20 protein-coding genes and 1 other RNA gene are annotated in these 22502 nt (G+C 61.9%); 8 read left to right on the top strand and 13 right to left on the bottom strand.

The annotated features are described in order from the left end of the window. Positions 1-15 precede the first annotated feature (15 nt). From ACCQ01_RS16865 to ACCQ01_RS16875, 3 genes are all read right to left on the bottom strand, one after another. Positions 16-411 (bottom strand): nuclear transport factor 2 family protein, encoded by a 396-nt coding sequence (locus ACCQ01_RS16865; protein WP_228431849.1) that lies wholly within the window; start codon positions 409-411, stop codon positions 16-18. Positions 412-415: 4 nt separating this feature from the next. Continuing rightward, the gene (locus tag ACCQ01_RS16870; RefSeq protein WP_228431848.1) at positions 416-1237 is read right to left on the bottom strand and encodes an MBL fold metallo-hydrolase; all 822 of its coding nucleotides are present in this window, start codon (positions 1235-1237) and stop codon (positions 416-418) included. 129 nt (positions 1238-1366) lie between these two features. Then, positions 1367-2002, bottom strand: coding sequence for a DsbA family protein (locus ACCQ01_RS16875; protein WP_228431847.1), 636 nt, complete (start codon positions 2000-2002; stop codon positions 1367-1369). 78 nt (positions 2003-2080) lie between these two features. Here ACCQ01_RS16875 and ACCQ01_RS16880 point away from each other — a divergent pair, with 78 nt between their 5' ends. Further along, positions 2081-3019 carry a LysR family transcriptional regulator gene (locus ACCQ01_RS16880; RefSeq protein ID WP_228431846.1) on the top strand — a complete coding sequence of 313 codons (939 nt, stop codon included), beginning with the start codon at positions 2081-2083 and terminating at the stop codon, positions 3017-3019. Between the two features lie 165 nt (positions 3020-3184). Here ACCQ01_RS16880 and sucD read toward each other — a convergent pair whose 3' ends face one another. Next, on the bottom strand, positions 3185-4060 hold the full coding sequence (gene sucD, locus ACCQ01_RS16885) for a succinate--CoA ligase subunit alpha (RefSeq protein WP_011038208.1): 876 nt from the start codon (positions 4058-4060) through the stop codon (positions 3185-3187). Positions 4061-4084: 24 nt separating this feature from the next. After that, positions 4085-5254, bottom strand: coding sequence for an ADP-forming succinate--CoA ligase subunit beta (sucC, locus tag ACCQ01_RS16890; protein ID WP_011038209.1), 1170 nt, complete (start codon positions 5252-5254; stop codon positions 4085-4087). Between the two features lie 233 nt (positions 5255-5487). Between sucC and ACCQ01_RS16895 the strand changes: the two genes are divergently transcribed. Then, positions 5488-7098, top strand: coding sequence for a sensor histidine kinase (locus ACCQ01_RS16895; protein ID WP_228431845.1), 1611 nt, complete (start codon positions 5488-5490; stop codon positions 7096-7098). 208 nt (positions 7099-7306) lie between these two features. Continuing rightward, complete coding sequence (locus ACCQ01_RS16900) at positions 7307-8701, top strand: sigma-54-dependent transcriptional regulator (RefSeq protein ID WP_228431844.1); 1395 nt, start codon at positions 7307-7309, stop codon at positions 8699-8701. A 124-nt stretch (positions 8702-8825) separates the two neighbouring features. Here the strand turns inward: ACCQ01_RS16900 and ACCQ01_RS16905 are convergent. From ACCQ01_RS16905 to ACCQ01_RS16930, 6 genes are all read right to left on the bottom strand, one after another. Then, positions 8826-8898: non-coding RNA, sX9 sRNA (locus ACCQ01_RS16905), on the bottom strand. Positions 8899-9112: 214 nt separating this feature from the next. Further along, positions 9113-10846 carry a type IV-A pilus assembly ATPase PilB gene (gene pilB / locus ACCQ01_RS16910; RefSeq protein WP_228431843.1) on the bottom strand — a complete coding sequence of 578 codons (1734 nt, stop codon included), beginning with the start codon at positions 10844-10846 and terminating at the stop codon, positions 9113-9115. Between the two features lie 103 nt (positions 10847-10949). Beyond that, positions 10950-11588, bottom strand: a complete 639-nt coding sequence (locus ACCQ01_RS16915; protein ID WP_228431842.1) for a methionine biosynthesis protein MetW — start codon at positions 11586-11588, stop codon at positions 10950-10952. Continuing rightward, positions 11581-12627 carry a glycosyltransferase family 2 protein gene (locus ACCQ01_RS16920; protein ID WP_081390738.1) on the bottom strand — a complete coding sequence of 349 codons (1047 nt, stop codon included), beginning with the start codon at positions 12625-12627 and terminating at the stop codon, positions 11581-11583. Before ACCQ01_RS16920 ends, ACCQ01_RS16915 begins: the two co-directional genes overlap by 8 nt. Then, complete coding sequence (locus ACCQ01_RS16925; RefSeq protein ID WP_076057322.1) at positions 12624-13418, bottom strand: glycosyltransferase family A protein; 795 nt, start codon at positions 13416-13418, stop codon at positions 12624-12626. Before ACCQ01_RS16925 ends, ACCQ01_RS16920 begins: the two co-directional genes overlap by 4 nt. A gap of 4 nt (positions 13419-13422) precedes the next feature. After that, on the bottom strand, positions 13423-13803 hold the full coding sequence (locus ACCQ01_RS16930; protein ID WP_228431841.1) for an SMR family transporter: 381 nt from the start codon (positions 13801-13803) through the stop codon (positions 13423-13425). Positions 13804-14147: 344 nt separating this feature from the next. Here ACCQ01_RS16930 and ACCQ01_RS16935 point away from each other — a divergent pair, with 344 nt between their 5' ends. The 5 genes from ACCQ01_RS16935 to coaE all read left to right on the top strand — a co-directional run bounded on the left by ACCQ01_RS16935 (position 14148) and on the right by coaE (position 19505). Next, positions 14148-14564 carry a pilin gene (locus ACCQ01_RS16935; RefSeq protein WP_228431840.1) on the top strand — a complete coding sequence of 139 codons (417 nt, stop codon included), beginning with the start codon at positions 14148-14150 and terminating at the stop codon, positions 14562-14564. Positions 14565-14735: 171 nt separating this feature from the next. Continuing rightward, on the top strand, positions 14736-16625 hold the full coding sequence (locus tag ACCQ01_RS16940) for a hypothetical protein (protein WP_228431839.1): 1890 nt from the start codon (positions 14736-14738) through the stop codon (positions 16623-16625). Positions 16626-16795: 170 nt separating this feature from the next. Further along, positions 16796-17998 (top strand): type II secretion system F family protein, encoded by a 1203-nt coding sequence (locus ACCQ01_RS16945; protein ID WP_228432051.1) that lies wholly within the window; start codon positions 16796-16798, stop codon positions 17996-17998. A 6-nt stretch (positions 17999-18004) separates the two neighbouring features. Next, positions 18005-18868 carry a prepilin peptidase gene (locus ACCQ01_RS16950; RefSeq protein WP_228431838.1) on the top strand — a complete coding sequence of 288 codons (864 nt, stop codon included), beginning with the start codon at positions 18005-18007 and terminating at the stop codon, positions 18866-18868. A gap of 13 nt (positions 18869-18881) precedes the next feature. After that, positions 18882-19505, top strand: coding sequence for a dephospho-CoA kinase (coaE, locus tag ACCQ01_RS16955; RefSeq protein WP_228431837.1), 624 nt, complete (start codon positions 18882-18884; stop codon positions 19503-19505). A 547-nt stretch (positions 19506-20052) separates the two neighbouring features. Here the strand turns inward: coaE and ACCQ01_RS16960 are convergent. Both ACCQ01_RS16960 and ACCQ01_RS16965 read right to left on the bottom strand, forming a co-directional pair. Next, positions 20053-21387, bottom strand: a complete 1335-nt coding sequence (locus ACCQ01_RS16960) for a sensor histidine kinase (RefSeq protein WP_227971331.1) — start codon at positions 21385-21387, stop codon at positions 20053-20055. Beyond that, a complete protein-coding gene (locus ACCQ01_RS16965; protein WP_003490678.1) occupies positions 21380-22057 on the bottom strand; it encodes a response regulator transcription factor in 678 nt (225 codons plus the stop codon). The genes ACCQ01_RS16960 and ACCQ01_RS16965 overlap by 8 nt, the downstream gene beginning before the upstream one ends. Between the last annotated feature and the right edge of the window lie 445 nt (positions 22058-22502).

Raw genomic sequence — 22502 nt, forward strand, 5'->3', positions numbered from 1 at the left:
GCCGCAGCGGCTGGCTCAGCCCGCCTGCACGGCCTGCTGCACGATCGCGCTGTCGACGACCTGCTGCATGCGCACGATCTTGCCGTCGACGAATGCATACAGATGCGCGAACGTCGCCTGCATGTGCTTGCCAGTGCCTTTGTAGCGGCCGGAATACACACCGAAGGCCGCCACATGATCGCCATCGTCCAGATAGGTATGCACCTTGGCCTGGTAGCCCTCCCATTCGCTCGCCAAGCGCGCAAACACATTGGCGAAAATGGCATCGGCACCGACGTAGGTGCCCGCATACGGGAAGCCGGCCGCTTCGGTCCACTGTGCGTCGGGCGCCAAGGCGGCGCGCAGGTGCCGGGCATTGTCGTCCGGGCTGCCTTCGTAGGTGGCGCGAATGATATCGAGGCGTGTGGTCATCGCATCAACCCCACGGCATCTCGCCGGTGGCGACCTTCGCGCCAATCTGCAAGGCCACGTCCATGCCCGCGGTGGGGTAGCGCTTGGTCATCGCGTCGATCAACGCGGCGCTGGTGGTGTGTTTGGCAAGCGCTTCTTCGAATGCCAGCAGGTAGTCGCGCGTGTAGGCAATGGCCGTGGCATCGGTAGGAGCCCCCACGGTCATGTGGCCGGGCACGACCACCGCCGGCGTGCGCGCCGCCATCGCCTCCAACGTCTTGCGCCACGCCGCGCGGCCGTCCGCGCCCTTGGTATCGGCGGTCCACACATGCGTGCCGGAGAACACCAGCACGCCGCCGAAGATCGCCTTGAGTGACGGCACCCACACGTAGCGGCGATTGGCCAGGCCAGCGGCGTCGACGATTTCCAGCGCATGCCCTTCCAACGTCAGCGCGGCGCCGTCGAAGGCCTGCGGCATCACGATGTCGGCCAGTGACTGCGGGCCGTTGTCCTTGAGCTGCGGGCCCCAGGTGGCCAGTTTCTTCTCCACGTTGCCCTTGATCGCGGCAATCGTGGCCGACGCCGCCAGCACCTTGGCATCCGGGAATGCCGCGGCGATGGGCGCCAGGCTGAAGTAATAATCCGGGTCGCTCTGGCTGATGTAGATGGTGGTCAGGGTCTTGCCGCTGGCGCGGATCGCCTCGGCCAGCGCCTTGCCGTCCGGCAAGGTGAAGCCGCCATCGATCAACACCGCCTCGCGGGCGCCGGAGATCAACACCGGTGCGCGGAAGAAGCCGTGCTCGCCGGCGGGGAAGTGCTGGTAGGTCAGTGTGCTGGTTGCAGCCATGGCGCTGGTTCCTTTGAGAAAGGCCGTTGCGGCAGTCGCGGCGGCCAGGGTTTTGATGACATCGCGTCGGGTTGCCATTGCGCAGTCCTTTGGGTGAGAGGGTGGAACGGGTACCGCGTGCGTGGCGCCTCAGGCAGCGCGCAGCTGGCCGAGCAATGCCTGCGGATTGCCGTACGCCTCGCGGGTATCGAGCAACGAGCGCCTATCTGCCTGCTGTGCGATCAGGGTCGGCACACCGCGCGCATCGAAGGCCTGCAGCAACGACTGCGCAGTGGCGATGCGCGCCTGGGCCGCAGCGATCAGTGCCGCATCGGGCTGGGCGATCTGCGCGGCGGCGCGCTGCAGACCCAGTGCCTGCAGAATGCCGGCCAGCGTCGACGTTGCGGTGACGTCCTTGCCATCGACATAGCGCGCTTGCTGGATCGCATCCAGCGCCTCCCATTCGCGCGCTGGCTCGCTCTGCGCCACGGCGGTGAGTGCGAGCGTTGCCGGGCCGCTGTCGAAGCGCTGCTGGCGGTCGGCGAGCACGTGCTGCCGATACTGCTCGGTGAAGCATTGCCCGGTGAGCTGCGCGATGCGCTGGTCGTTGGTCCACGCATAGGCGGCGAAGGTGTCGTCCATGGCACGCGCACCGGCGCCCAGGAACAGTCCTGATGGCAGCAATTCCACATTGACGCCGGCAGCCCGCAGCGCGGCCAGTGCCGGCATGGCGCCGTAGCACCAGCCGCACAACGGATCGTAGAGGGAATAGACGGTGGTGGTCATGTGCGCGCCCCGGAGGAGAGAACGCCATGCTAGAGGCCGGCGGTTGACTCTTGAATCCATCCGCCCTACACAGACTGTATGCCAAGCACACACAATCATGTCGAGGTCGGCCCCGGTGGCCTGGGCAACCTGCGCCGCCTCGCCTACTTCGTGGCGGTGGTGGAAACCGGCTCGTTCACCGCTGCGGCAGAGCGGCTAGGCATCACCAAGGCCGTGGTCAGCCAGCAGGTGGCGCGGCTGGAGCGCGAATGCCATACCTCGCTGCTGCTGCGTACCACGCGCAAGGTCCGCACCACCGAACTGGGCCAGGCGTTCTACCTGCGGTGCGCGGCGATCCTGCGCGCCACGGACGATGCCTTCGACAGCCTCACCGATACCGCAACCGAGCTGTCTGGCGTGCTGCGCCTCACCGCGCCGCTGGATTACGGCGTGCGCGTCGTGGTGCCGGCAATCGCCGAATTCACCCGGCGCCATCCCGCCTGCAAGGTGGACGCGGTCCTGAGCGACCAGACCCTGGATCTGATGAGTTCCCACATCGAACTGGCGATCAGGGTTGGATGGCTGGCGGAGAGCGCGCTGCAGGCCCGCAAGATCGGCGCGTTCCGGCAACTGCTGGTGGCCCCGGCCGCCATGGCACGGCAGCTATCGGTGATTGCCTCGCCGCAAGAGATTGGCCAGCTGCCCTTCGTCGCCAACACCGCCTTGCGCACGTATCAGCAGTGGCACTTCACGCATGCCGACGGCGAACACCAGATGGTGGACCTGCACGCGAGCGTCTTGCTCGATGCCACGCTCGCGGTGCGCGAAGCGGTCTGCCATGGCGTCGGGCTGTCGGTGCTGCCCGAGTATGTGGTGGCCGACGACCTGGCGGCCGGCCGCCTGCTGCACGTGTTGCCGCAGTGGCAGCTGCCGTCCGGCGGCATCCATGCCGTGTTTCCGGCGGCACGCTTTCGGCCGGCGAAGGTGCGTGCCTTCGTCGAGTTGTTGCTGGAGCAGAACACCTTGCAGCAACAGTGAATCACGCGCGGCAGCGCGCCTGGTCGATCGCGGTGTGTCTCTCCATCACGTTGCGTAGTTGCGCTAACCAAGCCACAGTCCGCCTCACATTCAACGCTGCATCCGCGCATAAAAAGGCCGCCCGAAGGCGGCCTTTTAGTCACACGCTTGCGCGCGCGGTGGTGCTTACTTCACCAGCGCAGCAATCGCCGCACCCAGATCGCCCGGCGAACGGACGGTCTTGACGCCGGCCGCTTCCATCGCTGCGAACTTGCCTTCGGCCGTGCCCTTGCCGCCCGATGCGATCGCACCGGCGTGGCCCATGCGCTTGCCGGCCGGCGCCGAAGCACCGGCAATGAAGCCGACGACCGGCTTCTTCACGAACTGCTTGATGTACTCGGCACCGGCTTCCTCGGCGTCGCCGCCGATTTCGCCGACCATGATGATGCCTTCGGTCTGCGGGTCTTCGTTGAACAGCTTGAGGCAGTCGACGAAGTTCAGGCCGTTGATCGGGTCGCCACCGATCCCGATGCAGGTGCTCTGGCCCAGGCCCACTTCGGTGGTCTGCTTGACCGCTTCATAGGTCAGGGTGCCCGAACGCGACACGATGCCGATCTTGCCCGGCTTGTGGATGTGGCCCGGCATGATGCCGATCTTGCACTCGCCCGGGGTGATCACGCCGGGGCAGTTCGGCCCGATCAGCACGGTGTCCGGATGCGAGCGGGTCAGCACGTTCTTGACGCGCAGCATGTCCAGCACCGGGATGCCTTCGGTGATGCACACGATGACCTTGATGCCGGCCGCAGCCGCTTCCAGGATCGCATCGGCCGCATACGGCGGCGGCACGTAGATGACCGACGCGTCGGCGCCGGTGCTCTGCACGGCATCGGCCACGGTGTTGAACACCGGCAGATCGATGTGCGTGGTGCCGCCCTTGCCCGGCGTCACGCCGCCAACGACCTGGGTGCCGTACTCGATCATCTGAGTGGCGTGGAAGGTGCCCTGCTGGCCGGTGAAGCCCTGCACGATCACCTTGGTGTTCTTGTTAATCAAAACGGACATGGATAGTTCCTTCGGTGTCGTGGATCAGGCAGCGTTCTTGACAGCTTCAACGACCTTCTTGGCGCCGTCGTTGATGTTGTCGGCCGGGATGATGGCCATGCCGCTGTCACGCAGCAGCTGCTTGCCTTCTTCCACGTTGGTGCCTTCCAGGCGCACCACGACCGGCACCTTGACGCCCACTTCCTTGACCGCGGCAATGATGCCTTCGGCGATCATGTCGCAGCGGACGATGCCGCCGAAGATGTTGACGAAGATGCCTTCGACCTTGTCCGAGGACAGGATCAGCTTGAACGCTTCGATGACGCGCTGCTTGTTGGCGCCGCCGCCCACGTCCAGGAAGTTCGCCGGCTCGCCGCCGTTGAGCTTGATGACGTCCATGGTGGCCATGGCCAGACCGGCGCCGTTGACCATGCAACCAATGTTGCCGTCCATGGTGACGTAGTTGATGTCCAGCTCCGAAGCGGTCACTTCGGTCTCGTCTTCCTGGGTCTTGTCGCGCATGGCGACCAGCGCCTTCTGACGGAATGCGGCGTTGTCGTCGCTGTCGAACTTGCCGTCCAGCGCGTACAGGTTGCCGTCGTCAAGGATGGCCAGCGGGTTGATTTCAACCAGCGCCAGGTCCTTGTCGTTAAACAGGCGATACAGGTTCACCATGATGCTGGCGAACTGGCCGGCCTGCTTGGCGTTGAGGCCGAGCTTGAAGCCGAAATCGCGGCCGTGGTAGCCCTGCACGCCTTCGACGAAATCGACGTTGAGCGAGTGGATCAGCTCCGGCGTCTCGGCGGCGACCTGTTCGATCTCCACGCCACCCTCGGACGAGGCGATATAGGTGATGGTCTTGGTGCCGCGGTCGACCAGGATCGACAGGTACAGCTCCTTGACGATCTCGCCGGCGGTGGTCACCAGCACCAGGTTGACCGGCAGCTCGACGCCTGCGGTCTGGTAGGTGGACATCTTGGTGCCGAGCATCTTGTCTGCTGCGGCCTTCACGTCGTCGGTGGTCTTGCAGAACTTGACGCCGCCAGCCTTGCCGCGGCCGCCCGCGTGGATCTGCGCCTTGACCATCCAGGGGCCCTTGCCCAAGGAGTTGGCGACTTCAACCGCTTCGTCCGGCGTGGACGCGACCTTACCGGCCGGGACGGGGATGCCGTACTCGGCAAGCAGCTGTTTTGACTGGTATTCGTGGAAATTCATGCGTCACCGTGGGAAAAGGAAACGACCGCTGCGCGCAACGCAGACCGACGGGGCGGTCACGTCGGGAGACGCGAGCGGGCCGCCTATTGTGGCCGACCACGCCCTGCGGCGCAAAATTCGCCGGCATTGGCAGCCAGATCTGTGCGCTTGCGCAATGCGCGAATGCATGCGCAAGCGGCCGTGGGCGGCGCAGCTGCCTATACTCGCGGCTCGTTTCAGCAGGGGGTTCAGGCGTGGCATCCAGCGTATCGCTCATCGACCGGATCCAGTCGGCACCGCAGCGCGAGCTGTATTTCTTCTCGCTGTACCGCGTGCTGGTGGCCGGCCTGATCGCCGCGCTGGTGTTCAGCCCGTTGTCCGACGCCATCCCCGAGCCGCGCTACCCACGCCTGGCCGCCGGCGTGGCGATCGGCTATCTGTCGATGGCCATCCCGCTGCTGTTCTGGGGCCGCAGCGAGCGCCGCCTCACCGCCACCGTGCTGTGCGCGGTGCTGGCCGACATCCTGGCAGCGACCCTGGCTACCCACGCCCTGCCCGGCGCCAGCGCCGGCATCGCGATGATGCTGCTGTTCAACGTCGCGGCCGGCTCGATCCTGCTGCGGCTGCGCTACGGCATGAGTGTCGCGGTGGTCGCCAGCACCGCGATCGTGCTGGAGTACCTGTGGACGCTGCTGGAAGGCGGCACCACCCGCCCGGTGGCCGAGCTGGCCATGTTCGCCACCAGCTACGTGGCGGTGGCCTACATCTGCCAGCAGATCGCCTCACGCGCGCGCAGCAACCAGGCGCTGGCCGAACAGCGCGGCGCGCAGGTCGCCAACCTTTACGAAATCAACGAGTTGATCATCCGCCGCATGCGCACCGGCGTGCTGGTGGTCGATACCCACAACCGCATCACCCTGGCTAACGAAGCCGCGCTGGCGCTGCTCGGCGACGGCGACCAGCGCAACGCCCCGGCCGACCTGGCATTGGCCGCGCTCACCCCGGAACTGGCGCGCCGGCTGCAGCGCTGGCGCAGCGGCTGGCGCCAGGAAGAATCCCCGCTGCAGTTGGGCGCGGACCGGCCCGAAGTGCAGCCGCGCTTCGTGCGCCTGCTCGCCGACAGCGACCTGGTGCTGATCTTCCTGGACGATGCCAGCGTGGTCTCGCGGCGCGCCGAATCGCTGACCCTCTCGGCCATGGGCCGGTTCTCGGCCAGCCTGGCCCACGAGATCCGCAACCCACTGGCGGCCATCAACTACGCCTCGCAGCTGCTGGAAGAATCGCCGGACATCGGCGATGCCGACCGCCGCCTGCTGCAGATCATCCACCAGCAATGCCAGCGCACCAACGGCATCGTCGAAAGCGTGCTCGGCCTGGCCCGGCGCGAGCGCGCCAATCCTGAAAACCTGGACCTGGCCGCGTTCGTGCGCCGCTTCGTCGTGGAATACCGGCAGACCTTGTCGATGGAGACCGACATCCTGGAAGCCAGCATCGAGGGCGCCTCGGTGCATGCCTTGATCGACCCCAAGCACCTGCATCAGGTCCTGACCGCGCTGGTGCACAACGCACTCAAGTACGGCCGCGTCCTGGACGAGCCGGCACGGGTGAAGCTGCGGGTGGAGCGGCGCGAGCGCATGGTGGCCATCGACGTGATCGACCGTGGCCCCGGCATTCCGGAGACGCTGGCAGCGCAACTGTTCCGACCGTTCTACACCACCTCCGAACACGGCACTGGGCTCGGCCTGTACATCGCCCAGGAGCTGTGCCGCGCCAACCAGGCGCAACTGGATTACGTCTCCGTCCCCGGCGGCGGCGCGTGTTTCCGCATCCTGCTACAGGGCCCGAATGGGCTATTCGGCAAGTAGGCGAGCAGAGCGACTCTACGCGATCCGACTGTCTTGCCCGGGCAACAACCAGCTTGCAATCAGCATCGATCTCCGCGCGAGCGAGGCCTTATGGTACCGAACGTGGGACGAACATCGGTAGCAGCCCTGCACGCGCAACACATGACGCTTCAGGTCCAACAGCGCCGGTAATTGTCGACTGTCATCACGCTGGGCTATCGTGCGCAACATGAACGAAACGAAAAGTGCCCTGGTCGTCGATGACGAGCGTGACATCCGCGAATTGCTTGTTCTCACCCTGGGCCGCATGGGGCTGCGCATCAGCACCGCCGCCAACCTGGCCGAAGCACGCGAATTGCTGGCCAGCAACCCGTACGACCTGTGCCTGACCGACATGCGGTTGCCCGACGGCAACGGCATCGAGCTGGTGACCGAGATCGCGCGCCAATACCCGCAGACGCCGGTGGCCATGATCACCGCGTTCGGCAGCATGGACCTGGCGGTGGAAGCACTGAAAGCCGGCGCGTTCGACTTCGTCAGCAAGCCGGTGGATATCAGCGTGCTGCGCGGCCTGGTCAAGCACGCGCTGGAATTGAACAACCGCGACCGGCCGGCGCCGCCACCGCCTCCGCCGGAACAGGCCAGCCGCCTGCTCGGCGATTCGACCGCCATGGAAAGCCTGCGCTCCACCATCGGCAAGGTCGCGCGCAGCCAGGCGCCGGTCTACATCGTTGGCGAATCCGGCGTGGGCAAGGAACTGGTGGCCCGCACCATCCACGAGCAAGGCGCACGCGCGGCCGGGCCGTTCATTCCGGTCAACTGCGGCGCGATCCCGGCCGAGCTGATGGAGAGCGAGTTCTTCGGTCACAAGAAGGGCAGCTTTACCGGCGCGCATGCCGACAAACCGGGCCTGTTTCAGGCCGCGCATGGCGGCACGCTGTTTCTGGACGAAGTGGCCGAGCTGCCGCTGCAGATGCAGGTCAAGCTGCTGCGCGCGATCCAGGAAAAATCGGTGCGCCCGGTCGGCGCCTCGAGCGAGACGCTGGTGGACGTGCGCATTCTGTCGGCCACGCACAAGGACCTGGGCGACCTGGTCTCCGACGGCCGCTTTCGTCACGACCTGTACTACCGCATCAACGTGATCGAGCTGCGTGTGCCACCGCTGCGCGAGCGCAGTGGCGACCTGCCGCAACTGGCCGCCGCGATCATTGCGCGGCTGGCCCGCAGCCATGGCCGCCCGATTCCCTTGCTTACCCAGTCCGCGCTCGATGCCCTGAACCAATACGGCTTCCCGGGCAACGTGCGCGAGCTGGAAAACATCCTCGAACGTGCGCTTGCCCTGGCCGAAGACGACCAGATCAGCGCCACCGACCTCCGCCTGCCCGCCCATGGCGGCCATCGCCTTGCCGCCAGCCCGGGCACCGCTGCGGTTGAACCGCGCGAAGCGGTCGTCGACATCGACCCTGCCTCCTCCGCCCTGCCCTCTTACATCGAACAACTGGAACGCGCCGCGATCCAGAAGGCGCTGGAAGAAAACCGCTGGAACAAGACCAAGACCGCCGCCCAGCTCGGCATCACGTTTCGTGCGTTGCGCTACAAGCTGAAGAAGTTGGGGATGGAGTAAAGGGGCCGGGAATTGGGAATTGGGAATCGTAAGAGCAGGTTGGTTGGTTTCGCTTGCTCTGGTCCCGCCGTCCATCGCTGCTGGATACGGCATCTTTTGCGCGCTGCTGTGCTCAACTCAGAGCGGCTGCGAAATGTCGCTAACACTCGTCAGGCGGGGTGGACGGCATGGCGGAACCGGCGTGCACGAGGGTGCATGAGGACTAACGAGCACCGGCCGCGCCAGCCCGTTGCGACGCACGCGTTTCGATAACTGCCCTAAAAGAAAACGGCGCTACCCGCCAGGAGGAAGCGCCGTTTCGGCAAGGCCTTGCGACTGCCCTGCTCGCAAGCCTATAGCTCAAGAGCTAAATCGCTATATCCGGAGTCGGCCGTTCCGATTCCCCACTCCCGATTCCCAATTCCCGGCCTGTCAGTCCTTGGTCACACGATTGATCTCGGCCAGGCTGGTCACGCCGTGCGAAGCCTTCATCAACGCCGACTGGCGCAAGTCGCGGATACCGATCTTCTGCGCAGCCTCGGCGATCTGCATCGCATTGCCGCCTTCCAGCACGATCGCGCCGATTTCATCGGTCATCGGCATCACCTGATAGATGCCGGTACGGCCTTTGTAGCCTTCCGTGCATTCATCGCAACCGACCGCCTCATAGAGCTCGATGTTCGCAACCTGCTCGGGCGTAAAGCCTTCCGCCAGCAGCGCATGTTCCGGCAGCGTCGACTTGCGCTTGCAGTTGTTGCACAGCCGCCGTGCCAAACGCTGCGCGATGACCAGGGTCACCGAGGAGGTGATGTTGTACGGCGCGATACCCATGTTCATCAGACGCGCAATGGTCTGCGGCGCATCGTTGGTGTGCAGCGTCGACAGCACCATGTGACCCGTCTGCGCCGCCTTGATCGCAATCTCGGCCGTCTCCAGGTCGCGGATTTCGCCGACCATGATGATGTCCGGGTCCTGACGCAGGAACGAGCGCAGCGCAGCGGCAAATGTCATGCCCCGCTTGACGTTCTGCTGCACCTGATTGACACCAGGCAAGCGAATTTCGACCGGATCCTCGGCCGTGGAAATATTGCGCGTCTCATCGTTGAGGATGCCCAGCGCCGTGTACAACGACACCGTCTTACCCGAACCGGTCGGCCCGGTCACCAGCACCATGCCGTAGGGCTTGTGGATCGCATCCAGGAACAGCTTCTGCTGGTCCGCCTCGTAACCCAGCTTCTCGATACCGAGCTTGGCCGCACTGGCGTCCAGGATACGCAACACCACCTTCTCGCCGAACAGGGTCGGCAAGGTGCTCACGCGAAAGTCGATCTGCTTGGTCTTGGACAGATTGAGCTTGATGCGCCCGTCCTGCGGCACCCGCTTCTCGGCGATATCCAACTGCGACATCACCTTCAGGCGCGCCGCGATGCGCTGGTTGAGCTTCACCGGCGCCTTGGCCACATTCTTCAACAACCCATCGATCCGCAACCGCACCCGGTAATCATCTTCATAGGGCTCGAAATGGATGTCCGAGGCTCCCCGCCGGATCGCATCCACCAGCACCTTGTTGACGAACTTCACCACCGGCGTGTCATCGCCCTTGGCATCGACCCCGGAATCCCCGCCGGCGCCCATCTCCTCGTCCCCGGTGGAGACGTCCAGATCCCCCATTTCATCATCGTCGTCGCCCATCGAAGAGCCGAGCGCCGCATTGCTGGCCTGCCACTGCTCCAATGTGCGACGGATCTGGTCCTCGTCGACCAGGATCGGCTCGACCACCAAATTGGTGTGAAACTTGATGTCGTCCAGCGCCCGGGTCTGGGTCGGGTTGCTCACCCCCACAAACAACCGATTACCGCGCTTGAACAGGGGCAGCACTTGAAACTTTTGCAGCAGTTCTTCGCTAACCAACTTGATTGCATTCTGATTAGGGTCGAACGATGACACATCAAGTAGCGGCATCCCGAACTCCACTGAGTTGGCAGCTGCTAATTGCGAAGCGGTCACCAGCTTCTTCTCTGAGAACCATTGCGGCAACGGGACCTTGGCAGTAGCGGCCTGATCCATCGCAGCACGCGCCGCGCCTTCATCCAGAGCACCGTCCTGCACAAGCCGCCGGGCAATGCCCGTGATGCCAACCAAGTTGGCGGTGACGACGCTATTCATAGATTCCTGCCCCTGATTTCTTCATGCCCATGGTAGACCGGCATTGGCAGCAGCGCATGTCATGCCTGACCAGCCTGGTCGCTTGCGTGCCCGCAGGCCCTGACTAACATCCCGGCTCAACCTCCCGCGCAGGATCCGCGCCTTCAATGTCACGTACATAGAGTGTCTGCATTTCATGATGCGTGAGCCAATCGCCCAGCCAGCGTTGATCGAGCGGAAAATAGCGTGACATTTCCAACCTGAAACCTGTCCCGGTCAAAAGATCTGGGCGCGAAAGAAACCCGTTATCGATGAAGGTCAAATGTGTGGGATCACTACGAAACCCCGCCTTGCCCGGCACGATCACCAGCAATCTTTGCACGCCCAAACGACGGGCAGCCCGGGCCAACTTGCCAAAAATCTCCGCTGGCGCCTCAAGATGCTCCAGGACATGACTGACCACCATCGATTCGAACCGAACCGAATCGGGGACCACGCGCAACTGCCAGTCGTCAGCGAAACCGTCGTAATGATCCACTGCAAGACCCCGACTGCGGCAGTACGCAACAGTTGCACCGTTGTACTCCAGCCCCATGGATCCCTCGGGTAACCGTCCAAGCAACTCCCCGACGCCGCAGCCAAAATCCAGCGTCGGGCCGCGCAACAACGATTGCGCACTGCGCAGATAGAGCTTGCGCACCAGTTTCCTGAGCGGCGCACGATCGGTCTGATAGCTGGTGTAGCGCTCATCGAAGTCAGCCACGCCTACCCTCACCTGATTTCCTATTGACCAGCAGGTGCAGAGTCCGCGCGGGCACGGCAGCGATATCGTAGGCGAGGAAACCCAGGATGAGCTGAATCCCCACGATCACCTGCAGCGCTGCGAGCATCACGCTACCTGCAGAACTGAAATACCCGGTCTGCGCCGATTGCAGCCAGAAGAAGACGCCGGTCGTCGCACCAGAGAAAAGGAACAGCACGCCTGCGACCAACTCCAACGATGCCAGGGACAGGTCGCGCAGGAAATAGTTGTAGAAGATCCGCTTTCCAAAGTTGCGTAGATGTCGGATGGCAAAATCCAGGACGATCTTGCGCACACTCAGGTTACTGACTTCGTCGCCATACCGTGCATCCATCGGCACATCAACCACCACAGCCCGGATGGTATTCAAGCGAAACAGCATGTCGCTTTCGAAAAAATACCGGCGGCTGATCTTGTCCAGCGGCATGCGTGCCACCACGCTCGCATGCACGGCTGTGTAGCCATTGGTCGGATCGAAAATGTCCCAGTACCCGGAAGACAGCTTGGTCAGAAATGACAATGCGGCATTGCCGATGATCCGCATCTTGGGCATCCGGCCGATCTGCGCCAGGTCGTAGAACCGATTTCCCTTGGTGTAATCGGCTTCGCCTCTAACGATCGGCCCGATCAGCTCCGGTAACGCGTCAGGATCCATCTGACCATCGCCATCCATCTTTACGATGATTTCCATACCATCGGCAACCGCTGCCCGATAGCCCGTGATGGTGGCCCCTCCGACACCCAGGTTGGAGGGATTGCGACACACCACAACCCGCGGATCCGCGCAGCGCTCCTCCACCCAGGTGCCGCTGGCGTCGGGGCAATGATCGTCGACCACGTAGATGCGTTCGACCTGCGCGGGAATGGAAGCGAGCACATCGAGCACCTTGGTCCTGACCCGGTAGCAGGGAATGACAACCGCCAAGCGCACCTCGAACCTGGCTTCGTCGGTCCCGGGCCACGCATCGGTGGCGTACTGCACTGCAGCCTGCATCGTCATCCCCCGGCGCTGTAGGAGAGACGATAGACGCGCGCCAACAACGCGGCAACCGCACGCGGCCAAAAGCGCTGGAACATCATCAGATCCTCTGTGGCCCGCATGCCCGACAGCACCCCGTCGCTGGTGGTACTTGCCGCATGCACACGATGCAGCATGGATACCTTGCGCACACGCAAGAACGACCCTTGCTGATCGGCTGCACGCGTCCACGCGTCCCAATCCAGGTTCAACCTAAGATCTTCCCGAAAAACGCCCCAGCCGGCGTCCTTGCGAACGGTCACCGACGGGCATGGCACCGCGCACCCGAACATCAACAGGCGCCGCTTCGAAGCCCTTGAGCGAATCACGGATGCCCCCAGAAAACCCATCTCCTGCAAGATCCACTTGACCGCCAACATCGGCGTCATTATGCGCCGCTGCTCGCCCGCCAGTTCGCCGTAACCGGTCATGACCAATACGGCACTAGGCTCCTGTGCGATGGCCGCCTTGGTCTCGCTTGCGAAGTCGGGCAGATAGACATCGTCCTGATGCGCCAACGTGACCCAGCGCGCAGACGCCGTACCCAGCGCCAGATTCCAGTCGTGACCGATGCCCTGCGGCGCATCGGTATGCACCACCAACCTGGCGCCGTAGCGCGCCGCCAGTCCCGCGATTTGCGGGCTGGGGGTAGACGTGCTGATCAAGATCGGAGATGGCGACGACTGCGCTGCCAACGAGCGCAGACACGCGTCCAGATAAGGCGAATCGCCGTATGCGGGCACTACGAACGCGTGGTCGACCGGGCCAGGCATCACCTCAGCCTGCCTGCGCGGTGAGCGAGACCAGCGCAACCCCGGTGGAGATCAGCACCAACCCAACCCATTGCCACGGCGTCAATCGCTCTCCGTAGAGCAACCAGCTGAGCAGGGCCAACAGGAGATAGAAGAAGGCGCCGGAAATCGCAAACGCAACACCCAGCTTGACGTGACGAACCACAAGCATCCAGACCAGAAAACCGATGCCCTGCACCGCCACCGCAGTGATCACACTGGGCGACAGCACCGCCGCCAATAACCAGTCGCGTCCCGTGGGCGCTGGCGTCCGCGCAGCGATTTGGGTCAACCCATGTTTTACCAGCAGCTGACTCCCGATCGTCGAGCACGTCACAAAAAAAATTAGAGGTATTTCACGTATCATCACATTGCCGCGTTCGGAATGGGGCGTGACCGCGCATCGAATGCCTGCGTGTCGTCATGAGCAGGATAAGTGCTGCGAACCGACCGCACCACTTGCGCAAACGGGCCGGAAAGAGTGACAAATTTGGTCACCCTCTGACCCATTTGGTCGCCGCGCAGAGCTGCAGTTCCGGAAGAGTCCGCCTGAGCGCTTGTTAAACGGTAGGTTGCCTGACTTGGCACGTCCTTTGCTTTGATCAACATGTGGTGGTCACGCACAGCCACGGCCCGATCCCTGCCAATCAGGGCAACGGCCACCGAAGTGCTCTATCCAGTCCCAATTCAATCCAAGCCAAGGCCGAATCAATGAAAAAGAATATGCAGCAGGGCTTCACCCTGATCGAACTGATGATCGTGATCGCCATCATCGCCATCCTGGCCGCCATCGCGCTGCCGGCCTACTCCGACTACACCAAGAAGGCCAAGGTCTCGGAAGTCGTGCTGGCTGCCTCTGCAGGCCGAACTGCTCTTTCGGAGTTTTCAGCTGCAAATAACGGCGCTTGCCCCTCGGGCAACATCATTGAAAGTCAGACGACTGTTTACGTCGGCGGCGTCAGTAACGCTGGCTGCGTCATTACTGCAGTGAGCGCAGTGCCTGGCGCCACCGGCAATATTGTGCTGCGCGGCACCCCGAACTCGGTCAATTTCCAAATCGACTGGACATGCGGCGGTACGGTTGACACTAAGTATCGCCCTGGCTCTTGCCAAGGGACCAAGCAGTAATATTTATATAATTCAAGAAGACCCCGGGAAACCGGGGTTTTTCTTTTTGCGCCCTTAAAATTTTTAACTACAATTATTATGCGAATCCAATTCCATCCAGCAGCCTGGCTTTTTACTGCAATAATTTTATCAATTGCAGTATATTGGCCCGGATTAAATGGACCATTCTTGATGGATGACGGCCGCCACCTCGCACTGATTCAATCTTGGCAAAAAGGTCAGATCGACCTATGGGCAGTGGTCGCGGGCAACGATAATTGGCTATTCCATCGTTCTTTAGCGATGCTAACTCTCGCTGCAAATGTCGCACTTGGCGGTGACACTAGCTTTTCATTAAAGCTTGGCAATTTGCTACTACATTTAATTTGCGGTTGCATCGCCTATGCGGCACTGAGGCGCATGCTAGCTCTAGACAAAATTCTCAGCAAGAATTTTAACTTACTGTCCGCTTTAATCTGTGCAATCTGGCTACTTCACCCGCTCAATGTTAGCACCGTACTATACATAGTACAGCGCATGAGTCAGATCGCGACAATCTTCCCTCTCCTCGGCGTTTGGCTTTATGTCAGCATCCGCAATCGCATGCTGGCAGAAAAAATCTCCGAACAAAGAGCAGCGTGGATACTTCTTTTGGGAATTCCGCTTCTTACTTTTCTTGGCGTCCAAGGGAAGCAAAGTGCGATCGTACTTATCGGACTTTGTCTAGTAGTAGAACTAGGCTGGTATCAACAACCTAAACAGTGGGGACCGACACTCAGATTACTATATGCATCTCTGCTACTGCTCCCACTGTTTATCATAACAGGCCTTCTGATATGGAAATGGCAGAGCCTGTACTCTGCAATGCTTGAATGGGGAATGACGCCGGCCGAACGCTTGCTCAGCCAGCCAAGAGCGCTGTGGGAATACTGCAGGATGCTAATCATCCCCTACTCTCCAGCCATGGGCATCTACAATGACGACTTTAAGATCTCTCGTAGCTTAATCAACCCCATCACAACACTGTGGGCATCAGTTGGCTTGATTGCAACGAGCTTGGCCGCGATATCTGTTCGTAAAAAAATTCCAGGAGTATTCGTGGGGTGGTTTTGGTTTCTAGTTGCGCACTCGGTCGAGGCAAGCATTGTCCCTATCGAACTCTACTATGAGCACCGTAACTATCTACCGCAGTTCGGAATATGGTTGATGATTGTTAGTCTTGTCACGGCAGCTCTACAGGCACTCAGTAGGCACGAGGTACGCGTGAGGGCCATAGGATGGCTGGTATCTGTCGGTTTCATAACAGTGATCTCTGCGCAAACCCTTTCGCGGGCACTGGTGTGGCGGACTTCGCTCGGCATCAGCATGTCAGCAATCGACAAGCACCCTGACTCTACTAGAGCAAGTGTGGCGTTTGGCTTTGCAGCCATGCAGGCAGGGCTTGTGCAAGATACTTACGAGGTATTCCACCGTCTAGCAGAAAACCCAAACCGCAGTATTTCTAGCGTAGGTAAAATGGAACTTACTGTGCTTAACTGCTCCATCCAACAGGATAGTGATCCAGCTCTACTACTATCGGCGGCAGATCGACACCCTAGATCCCTTGACCCTGTCATGCCGTATGCTGTCGGGAACTTGTTGGAGATTCGCCAGCGCCATGGCTGCGGACGCATAACACCGCGCCTTTTGGCCGATACGGTTGTAAGCATTGCAGACCAAGCATTAGATGCAAGCGAAGCCTCGCAGCCTAAAGTTACCCTTCGCTATAACGCTGCTCTGGCATACTACCAAGCTAATGAATGGCACCTCGCTTTGCGTCAAACACGCTTAGCGTGGCCCTACAGCAAAGATCCATCGATCGCGTTATTCTACGTGAAGCTGCTGTTGCAGGAGGGCGATCTGGCTGAAGCGAAGAAAGCGTTTTGGCAATTGATGCAACGCGCTGGTTATGAGCACCCGAGCCAACTTCCAGGCGCTGCACGCGGTGCAGCGCTTAGAGCAATGTTGAAAGAAATTAATCAGTACGCAGTTATGCATGGGAAGACTGGTTTGGGCGACGCTGAGAGCGCTTCGCAGAAGTAGCGCATATAGCTCGGAAAAGTGACTCACGTGTGAAGCAGAACGAGCCATTTGTCCTGTGAACAGCTATAGTGGCGGGACTGTGCCGGCATGGGGTGCCGGCGGGGAGACAAACCTTGGCCGCGATCAGTACGACAAAAAAAACGCCCTCAACGAATAGCCGTAATAGCCAAATGGCGATGTTTGTCTGGGAAGGGACAGACAAGCGCGGCGTCAAGATGAAGGGGGACGAGCTCGCCCGCAATGTCAACCTGCTGCGCGCCGAGCTCCGGCGGCGCGGCATCACGCCGACCGTGGTCAAGACCAAGCCCAAGCCTTTGTTCGGTGGGGCGGGCAAGCCGATCAAGCCCAAGGACATTGCGTTCTTCAGCCGCCAGATGGCGACCATGATGAAATCGGGCGTGCCGATTGTAGGGTCGCTCGAAATCATCGGCGAGGGGGCAAAAAATCCCCGCATGAGGAAGATGGTCGGCGAAATCCGTACTGATATCGAGGGTGGCCTGTCGCTCAACGAAGCCATCAGCAAGCACCCTGTGCAGTTCGACGAGCTGTATCGCAACTTGGTCAGAGCCGGCGAGAGCGCTGGTGTTCTCGATACCGTACTAGATACTGTTGCGACCTATAAGGAAAACATCGAAGCCCTGAAGGGCAAGATCAAGAAAGCGCTGTTCTATCCGGCGATGGTGATGGCCGTTGCGCTTATCGTCAGTTCCATCCTGCTCATCTGGGTGGTACCGCAATTCGAAACCGTGTTCTCCAGCTTTGGCGCGGAGCTGCCAGCATTTACGCAGATGATCGTGAATTGTTCACGCTTCATGGTGTCATGGTGGCTGCCGATGTTGCTGGTCGCAATCGGCTCGGTCGTCGGGCTGGTGATGGGCTACAAGCGCTCGCCGAAAATGCAGCATCTGTTCGACCGGCTGATCTTGAAGGTGCCGGTTATCGGCAAGATCATGCACGACAGTGCTATTGCCCGGTTCGCGCGTACCACGGCGGTGACCTTCAAGGCTGGTGTTCCGCTGGTGGAGGCGCTGAGCATCGTGGCCGGCGCCACCGGCAACAAGGTCTACGAAGAGGCGGTGTTGCGCATGCGCGACGACGTATCGGTCGGCTACCCAGTTAACCTGTCGATGAAGCAGACCAACCTGTTTCCGCACATGGTGATCCAGATGACCGCCATCGGCGAAGAGGCCGGCGCATTGGATACCATGCTCTTCAAGGTTGCCGATTATTTCGAGCAGGACGTGAGTAACGCCGTGGATGCCTTGAGCAGCCTGCTGGAGCCGATGATCATGATTTTCATCGGTGTCGTCGTCGGCGGTATGGTGATCGGCATGTACCTGCCCATCTTCAAGTTGGGCGCAGTCGTTGGATAAGACGTAATGGCATTTCTCGACCAGCATCCCGGCCTCGGCTTTCCCGCCGCGGCCGGACTGGGACTGCTGATCGGCAGCTTCCTGAACGTGGTGATCCTGCGCTTGCCCAAGCGCATGGAATGGCAGTGGCGGCGCGATGCGCGCGAGATCCTGGAGCTTCCGGAGCTATACGAGCCGCCACCGCCGGGGATCGTGGTGGAGCCTTCGCACGACCCGGTCACCGGCGACAAGCTCAAATGGTGGGAGAACATCCCGCTCTTCAGCTGGTTGATGCTGCGCGGAAAATCGCGCTATAGCGGCAGACCGATCTCACTCCAATACCCGCTGGTGGAGTTGCTGACCTCGATCCTGTGCGTGGCCAGCGTCTGGCGCTTTGGCTTTGGCTGGCAGGGCTTTGGCGCGATCGTGCTGAGTTGCTTCCTGGTGGCGATGTCCGGCATCGACCTGCGCCACAAGCTGCTGCCGGATCAGCTGACCTTGCCGCTGATGTGGCTGGGCTTGGTCGGTTCGATGGACAACCTCTACATGCCAGCCAAGCCCGCCCTGCTGGGTGCGGCGGTCGGCTATGTCTCGCTCTGGACGGTGTGGTGGCTGTTCAAACAGCTCACCGGCAAGGAAGGGATGGGACACGGCGACTTCAAGCTGCTGGCTGCGCTGGGGGCGTGGTGCGGGTTGAAGGGCATTCTGCCGATCATCCTGATCTCCTCGCTGGTCGGCGCCGTGCTCGGTTCGATCTGGCTATTCGCCAAGGGTCGCGACCGCGCCACGCCGATCCCATTTGGGCCCTATCTGGCCATCGCCGGCTGGGTGGTGTTCTTCTGGGGGAACGACCTGGTAGACAGCTACCTGCGTTTCGCAGGCCTGCGCTGAGCAAGCCACGACGATGAGCAACTTCATCGTCGGCCTCACCGGCGGCATCGCCTCCGGCAAGAGTGCGCTCGCTGCTGAGTTCGAGAAGCTGGGTGTACCGGTGATCGACGCCGATGTCGTTGCGCGGCAAGTGGTGGCGCCTGGGCCCATTTTGGATGCCATCGTGGACCGATTTGGTCCAGACATCTTGATGCCTGATGGCAGGCTGGACCGGCGAGCCTTGCGCAACGTTGTTTTTGACGATCCGAGTCAACGCAAAGCGCTGGAAGCCATCACGCACCCTGCCATTCGTGCAGAGCTGCAGCGCGCCGCGCAGGCGGCCGAAGGCGCTTACGCCATCGTTGCGATCCCCCTGCTGGCAGAAGCGGGCGGCAGAGCCACGTATCCCTGGTTGGATCGCATCCTCGTCATCGATGCTCCAGTGTCACTTCAACACGCTCGCCTAATACAGCGCGACGGCACTTCATCAGTCTTGGCTGATCAGATGATTGCCGCGCAAGCCTCTCGCGCACAGCGACTGGCCATCGCCGATGATGTTGTCAGTAATGAGGGCGATACGGGCCAGTTAGCGCGGCACGCGCAAGAGCTGGATGCGACGTATCGGGCCTTGCTTCACGCCTCTCAAAGTCGGAACTGAGTGGCATCGCGGCTCATATGCGTCATCGCCTGATTATGAATCCGGGGATTGAGGCTGTGAGTGGGCCTCATCTCGGACAACGAAGCCGACCAAACTAGACGCCAAGCAGCCCGCCCCGCCTGCCGGGCAGGCTGCATCCGTGATCGGTACGCAGCCCAGTGCAGCTGATGCTGCCGCCATTATTCCATCAGGGAATGTCGACTTCGACTGTCCGCCCAGGCTCAGCACCGATGATCTTCCGAAACGTTCGCTCTGCAAGGCACGTACGCTCACGCGCTGCGGTCACCTCTGCGTTCTACGAAGCGTAGCTCGGCCGGGCGCATAGCCAACGGATTCCCAGCGTGCGGTTACGCGGGCGGTGGCTGGAGTAGGTGGAGTTTGTGGCTGGCTGCAAGCTACAAGTCACTGTTCGCCTGGAAGAGCTAGTAGTGACGAGGGCGGAGTGCTGAGAGTTGCTTGGCCACAGTGATCGCCAGGAGCCCTGCCGCGCGGCGGATTGATGGGTAAGGCCCCTCGCGCACGAGTGCGCTCCTACCAAGCGGCTTAGTTAGCGATGGAAGGCCAGTGTTGCGATGACGCCCCGCTCCTGCCCTGGCCGCACGCTCACACGCCAGCCGTAGAGGTCGCAGAGGCGGCTGACGATCGACAGGCCGATGCCGCCGCCTTGCGAGTGGCCGGCGTGGGTGCCGCGGTAGCCGCGCTGGAACAGCTTGGCAGCGTCTTCCTCGCTCAAGCCGGGGCCGGAGTCGATGACTTCCACCGCGTCTGCCAGCACGCGTACCCGCACCTGGCCATCCTGGGTGTACTTGACGGCGTTGCCGATGAGGTTGCCGAGCGCCACGGAGAGCGCGGATTCGGGCGCGTCGATGACCAGGTCGCGCACGCCTTCCAGCAGCAGTTCCAGTGGTTTTCCGCCGAGCTGGGCGCGGTGTGAGTCGATCAGTTGCTCGGCCACCTTGGCCACGTTGCTGCTGCCCTGCCCGCGCTCGTTGCGCGACAGCAGCAGCAGCGAGCCGATCAGATCGCTGCATTGCTGTTCGGCACGCTGGATGCGTTGCAGCCGCTGCAGCACCTTTTCATCCAGGTTGGGTTTGGTCAGCAGCAGCTCGGTGGCGCCACGGATCACCGCCAGCGGGGTGCGCAATTCGTGGCTGACGTCGGCATTGAATTCGCGGTCGCGCTGGACCACCTCGGTGAGGCGCGCGGAGTAGTCGTCCAGCGCTTCGGCGAGCTGACCCACTTCGTCATCAGGGAAATGTGCGGCCAGCGGTTTCGGTTCGCTGGTGCCGCCGCGATAGGCGCGCAGGCGCGCAGCCAGGTCAGACACCGGGCGCATGACCTTGGACGCGGACCACCAGCCGATCAGCAACGACAGCCCGCTGAAAACCAGCACCGACAACGTCACGGTGCGCTTGAGCTGGATCTCGCCCTTGAGCGTCTGGGTCATGTCGTACGCGAGGAAGAACCACTCGCTGGGCGTCTTGCGCACCGCAAGTTTGTACGAATACGCGTTGCCGCCTTCGTCCACGCCGGAGATGGTGTGAATGCCATCGCGTAGCTGGTACCACTCGGGCTGCTCGCGACGCAGCGCTTCGAATTTATCGCTTTTCACCACGCGGCCGCGCATCTGCTGCACCGGCAGGTCGGGGTTACGCAACGGGTCGGAATAGAACCGCTGTGCGAACGCGTCGATGTTGCGGTTCATCACATCTTCCACCAGCTGGTTTTCCACGCGCGAGCGTGCCCAGGTGGTCGCGAAGGCGAACAGCGTCGTCAGGCAGAAGCCCAGCAACACGAATGAGAGAATGATGCGGCTGCGCAGGCGCCGCCGGTAGCGGCCACGCCTGCGGGCGGGCCGCGTTCCGCTGGAGCTCTCAGGCATCGGGCGAGGCGATGCGGTAGCCGATGCCATGGCGGGTCTGGATCATCGGTACGTCGAACGGCTTGTCCACCACCGCACGCAGGCCATGGATGTGCACGCGCAAAGAATCCGAGTCGGGCAGTTCTTCGCCCCAGACGCGGGTTTCCAGTTCCTGGCGCGTGACCACGGCCGGTGACGCTTCCATCAACGCCTGCAGGATCTTCAGTGCGGTGGGGTTGAGCTGCAGCAGCTTGCCGCGGCGGCGCACTTCCAGCGTATCCAGGTTGTATTCCAGGTCGCCGGTTTCCAGCACGCGGGTGTGCACGCCTTTGCCGCGACGCGAGAGTGCGTTGAGCCGCACTTCCACTTCCTGCAACGCGAACGGCTTGATCAGGTAGTCGTCGGCGCCGGAATCGAAACCGGCCAGCTTGTTGTCCAGCGAATCACGTGCGGTGAGCATCAGCACCGGCGTCTGCTTGCGCGCTTCGTTGCGCAGCTTGCGGCAGACTTCGATGCCGTCCATGCCTGGCAGGTTGAGGTCGAGCACGATGGCGTCGAACTCGTGCACCACCGCCAGATGCAGGCCGGTGACGCCGTCAGCGGCAAAGTCCACCGTGTGGCCACGGTCTTCCAGGTAGTCACCCAGATTGGCGGCGATGTCGCTGTTGTCTTCGATTACTAGAATTCGCACTGGAACCTCGATTGTTTTGAGTCACTGACGCGGCGGTTGGCGATCTGCCGTTGCCGCCGCGCCTTATCGTTTTCTGGTTGGCATTCTGCATCCGGCGCCATTCGGCCGCCGTCATTCGTCATGCGCCTGGGCCGGTAGCCTAACGCGTGCAGGTGGCCCACATGCATCCGGCCCGCTGCCCGGTCATACCGCATTGAACAGCCTGCATGTGCTGAAGCACGCACAGCGTCTGCTATGACAGGCAATAAGGCTGGAAAGTTGCAGCGCGGACTCCACTGCCGGACACCTACGCCAGCGGGATCAACGATGGCTGCTGGCAGGGCGCGCTGCAGATGCCCAAGCTGGCCAAGCGCAACCTGGCGGGCAATGGTGATCGTGCCGCTGAGTGCGGACGCCTCTCTCCATGTTGGTCTCGCCCCCTGTTGCGTCATGCGTGTTGTCCGCT

The sequence above is a fragment of the Xanthomonas sp. NCPPB 4037 genome (assembly GCF_041475695.2).
Classification (GTDB): domain Bacteria; phylum Pseudomonadota; class Gammaproteobacteria; order Xanthomonadales; family Xanthomonadaceae; genus Xanthomonas; species Xanthomonas campestris.

What these genes read in the sequence shown, in the direction of transcription:
- ACCQ01_RS16935 (WP_228431840.1), top strand. Translation starts at nt 14,148, where the DNA reads ATGAAAAAGAATATGCAGCAGGGCTTCACCCTGATCGAACTGATGATC.
- ACCQ01_RS16925 (WP_076057322.1), bottom strand. Translation starts at nt 13,418, where the DNA reads ATGCCTGGCCCGGTCGACCACGCGTTCGTAGTGCCCGCATACGGCGAT.
- ACCQ01_RS16940 (WP_228431839.1), top strand. Translation starts at nt 14,736, where the DNA reads ATGGATGACGGCCGCCACCTCGCACTGATTCAATCTTGGCAAAAAGGT.
- sucD (WP_011038208.1), bottom strand. Translation starts at nt 4,060, where the DNA reads ATGTCCGTTTTGATTAACAAGAACACCAAGGTGATCGTGCAGGGCTTC.
- ACCQ01_RS16875 (WP_228431847.1), bottom strand. Translation starts at nt 2,002, where the DNA reads ATGACCACCACCGTCTATTCCCTCTACGATCCGTTGTGCGGCTGGTGC.
- pilB (WP_228431843.1), bottom strand. Translation starts at nt 10,846, where the DNA reads ATGAATAGCGTCGTCACCGCCAACTTGGTTGGCATCACGGGCATTGCC.
- ACCQ01_RS16930 (WP_228431841.1), bottom strand. Translation starts at nt 13,803, where the DNA reads ATGATACGTGAAATACCTCTAATTTTTTTTGTGACGTGCTCGACGATC.
- sucC (WP_011038209.1), bottom strand. Translation starts at nt 5,254, where the DNA reads ATGAATTTCCACGAATACCAGTCAAAACAGCTGCTTGCCGAGTACGGC.
- ACCQ01_RS16950 (WP_228431838.1), top strand. Translation starts at nt 18,005, where the DNA reads ATGGCATTTCTCGACCAGCATCCCGGCCTCGGCTTTCCCGCCGCGGCC.
- ACCQ01_RS16945 (WP_228432051.1), top strand. Translation starts at nt 16,796, where the DNA reads ATGGCGATGTTTGTCTGGGAAGGGACAGACAAGCGCGGCGTCAAGATG.
- ACCQ01_RS16920 (WP_081390738.1), bottom strand. Translation starts at nt 12,627, where the DNA reads ATGACGATGCAGGCTGCAGTGCAGTACGCCACCGATGCGTGGCCCGGG.
- ACCQ01_RS16870 (WP_228431848.1), bottom strand. Translation starts at nt 1,237, where the DNA reads ATGGCTGCAACCAGCACACTGACCTACCAGCACTTCCCCGCCGGCGAG.
- ACCQ01_RS16900 (WP_228431844.1), top strand. Translation starts at nt 7,307, where the DNA reads ATGAACGAAACGAAAAGTGCCCTGGTCGTCGATGACGAGCGTGACATC.
- ACCQ01_RS16960 (WP_227971331.1), bottom strand. Translation starts at nt 21,387, where the DNA reads ATGCCTGAGAGCTCCAGCGGAACGCGGCCCGCCCGCAGGCGTGGCCGC.
- ACCQ01_RS16865 (WP_228431849.1), bottom strand. Translation starts at nt 411, where the DNA reads ATGACCACACGCCTCGATATCATTCGCGCCACCTACGAAGGCAGCCCG.
- coaE (WP_228431837.1), top strand. Translation starts at nt 18,882, where the DNA reads ATGAGCAACTTCATCGTCGGCCTCACCGGCGGCATCGCCTCCGGCAAG.
- ACCQ01_RS16880 (WP_228431846.1), top strand. Translation starts at nt 2,081, where the DNA reads ATGCCAAGCACACACAATCATGTCGAGGTCGGCCCCGGTGGCCTGGGC.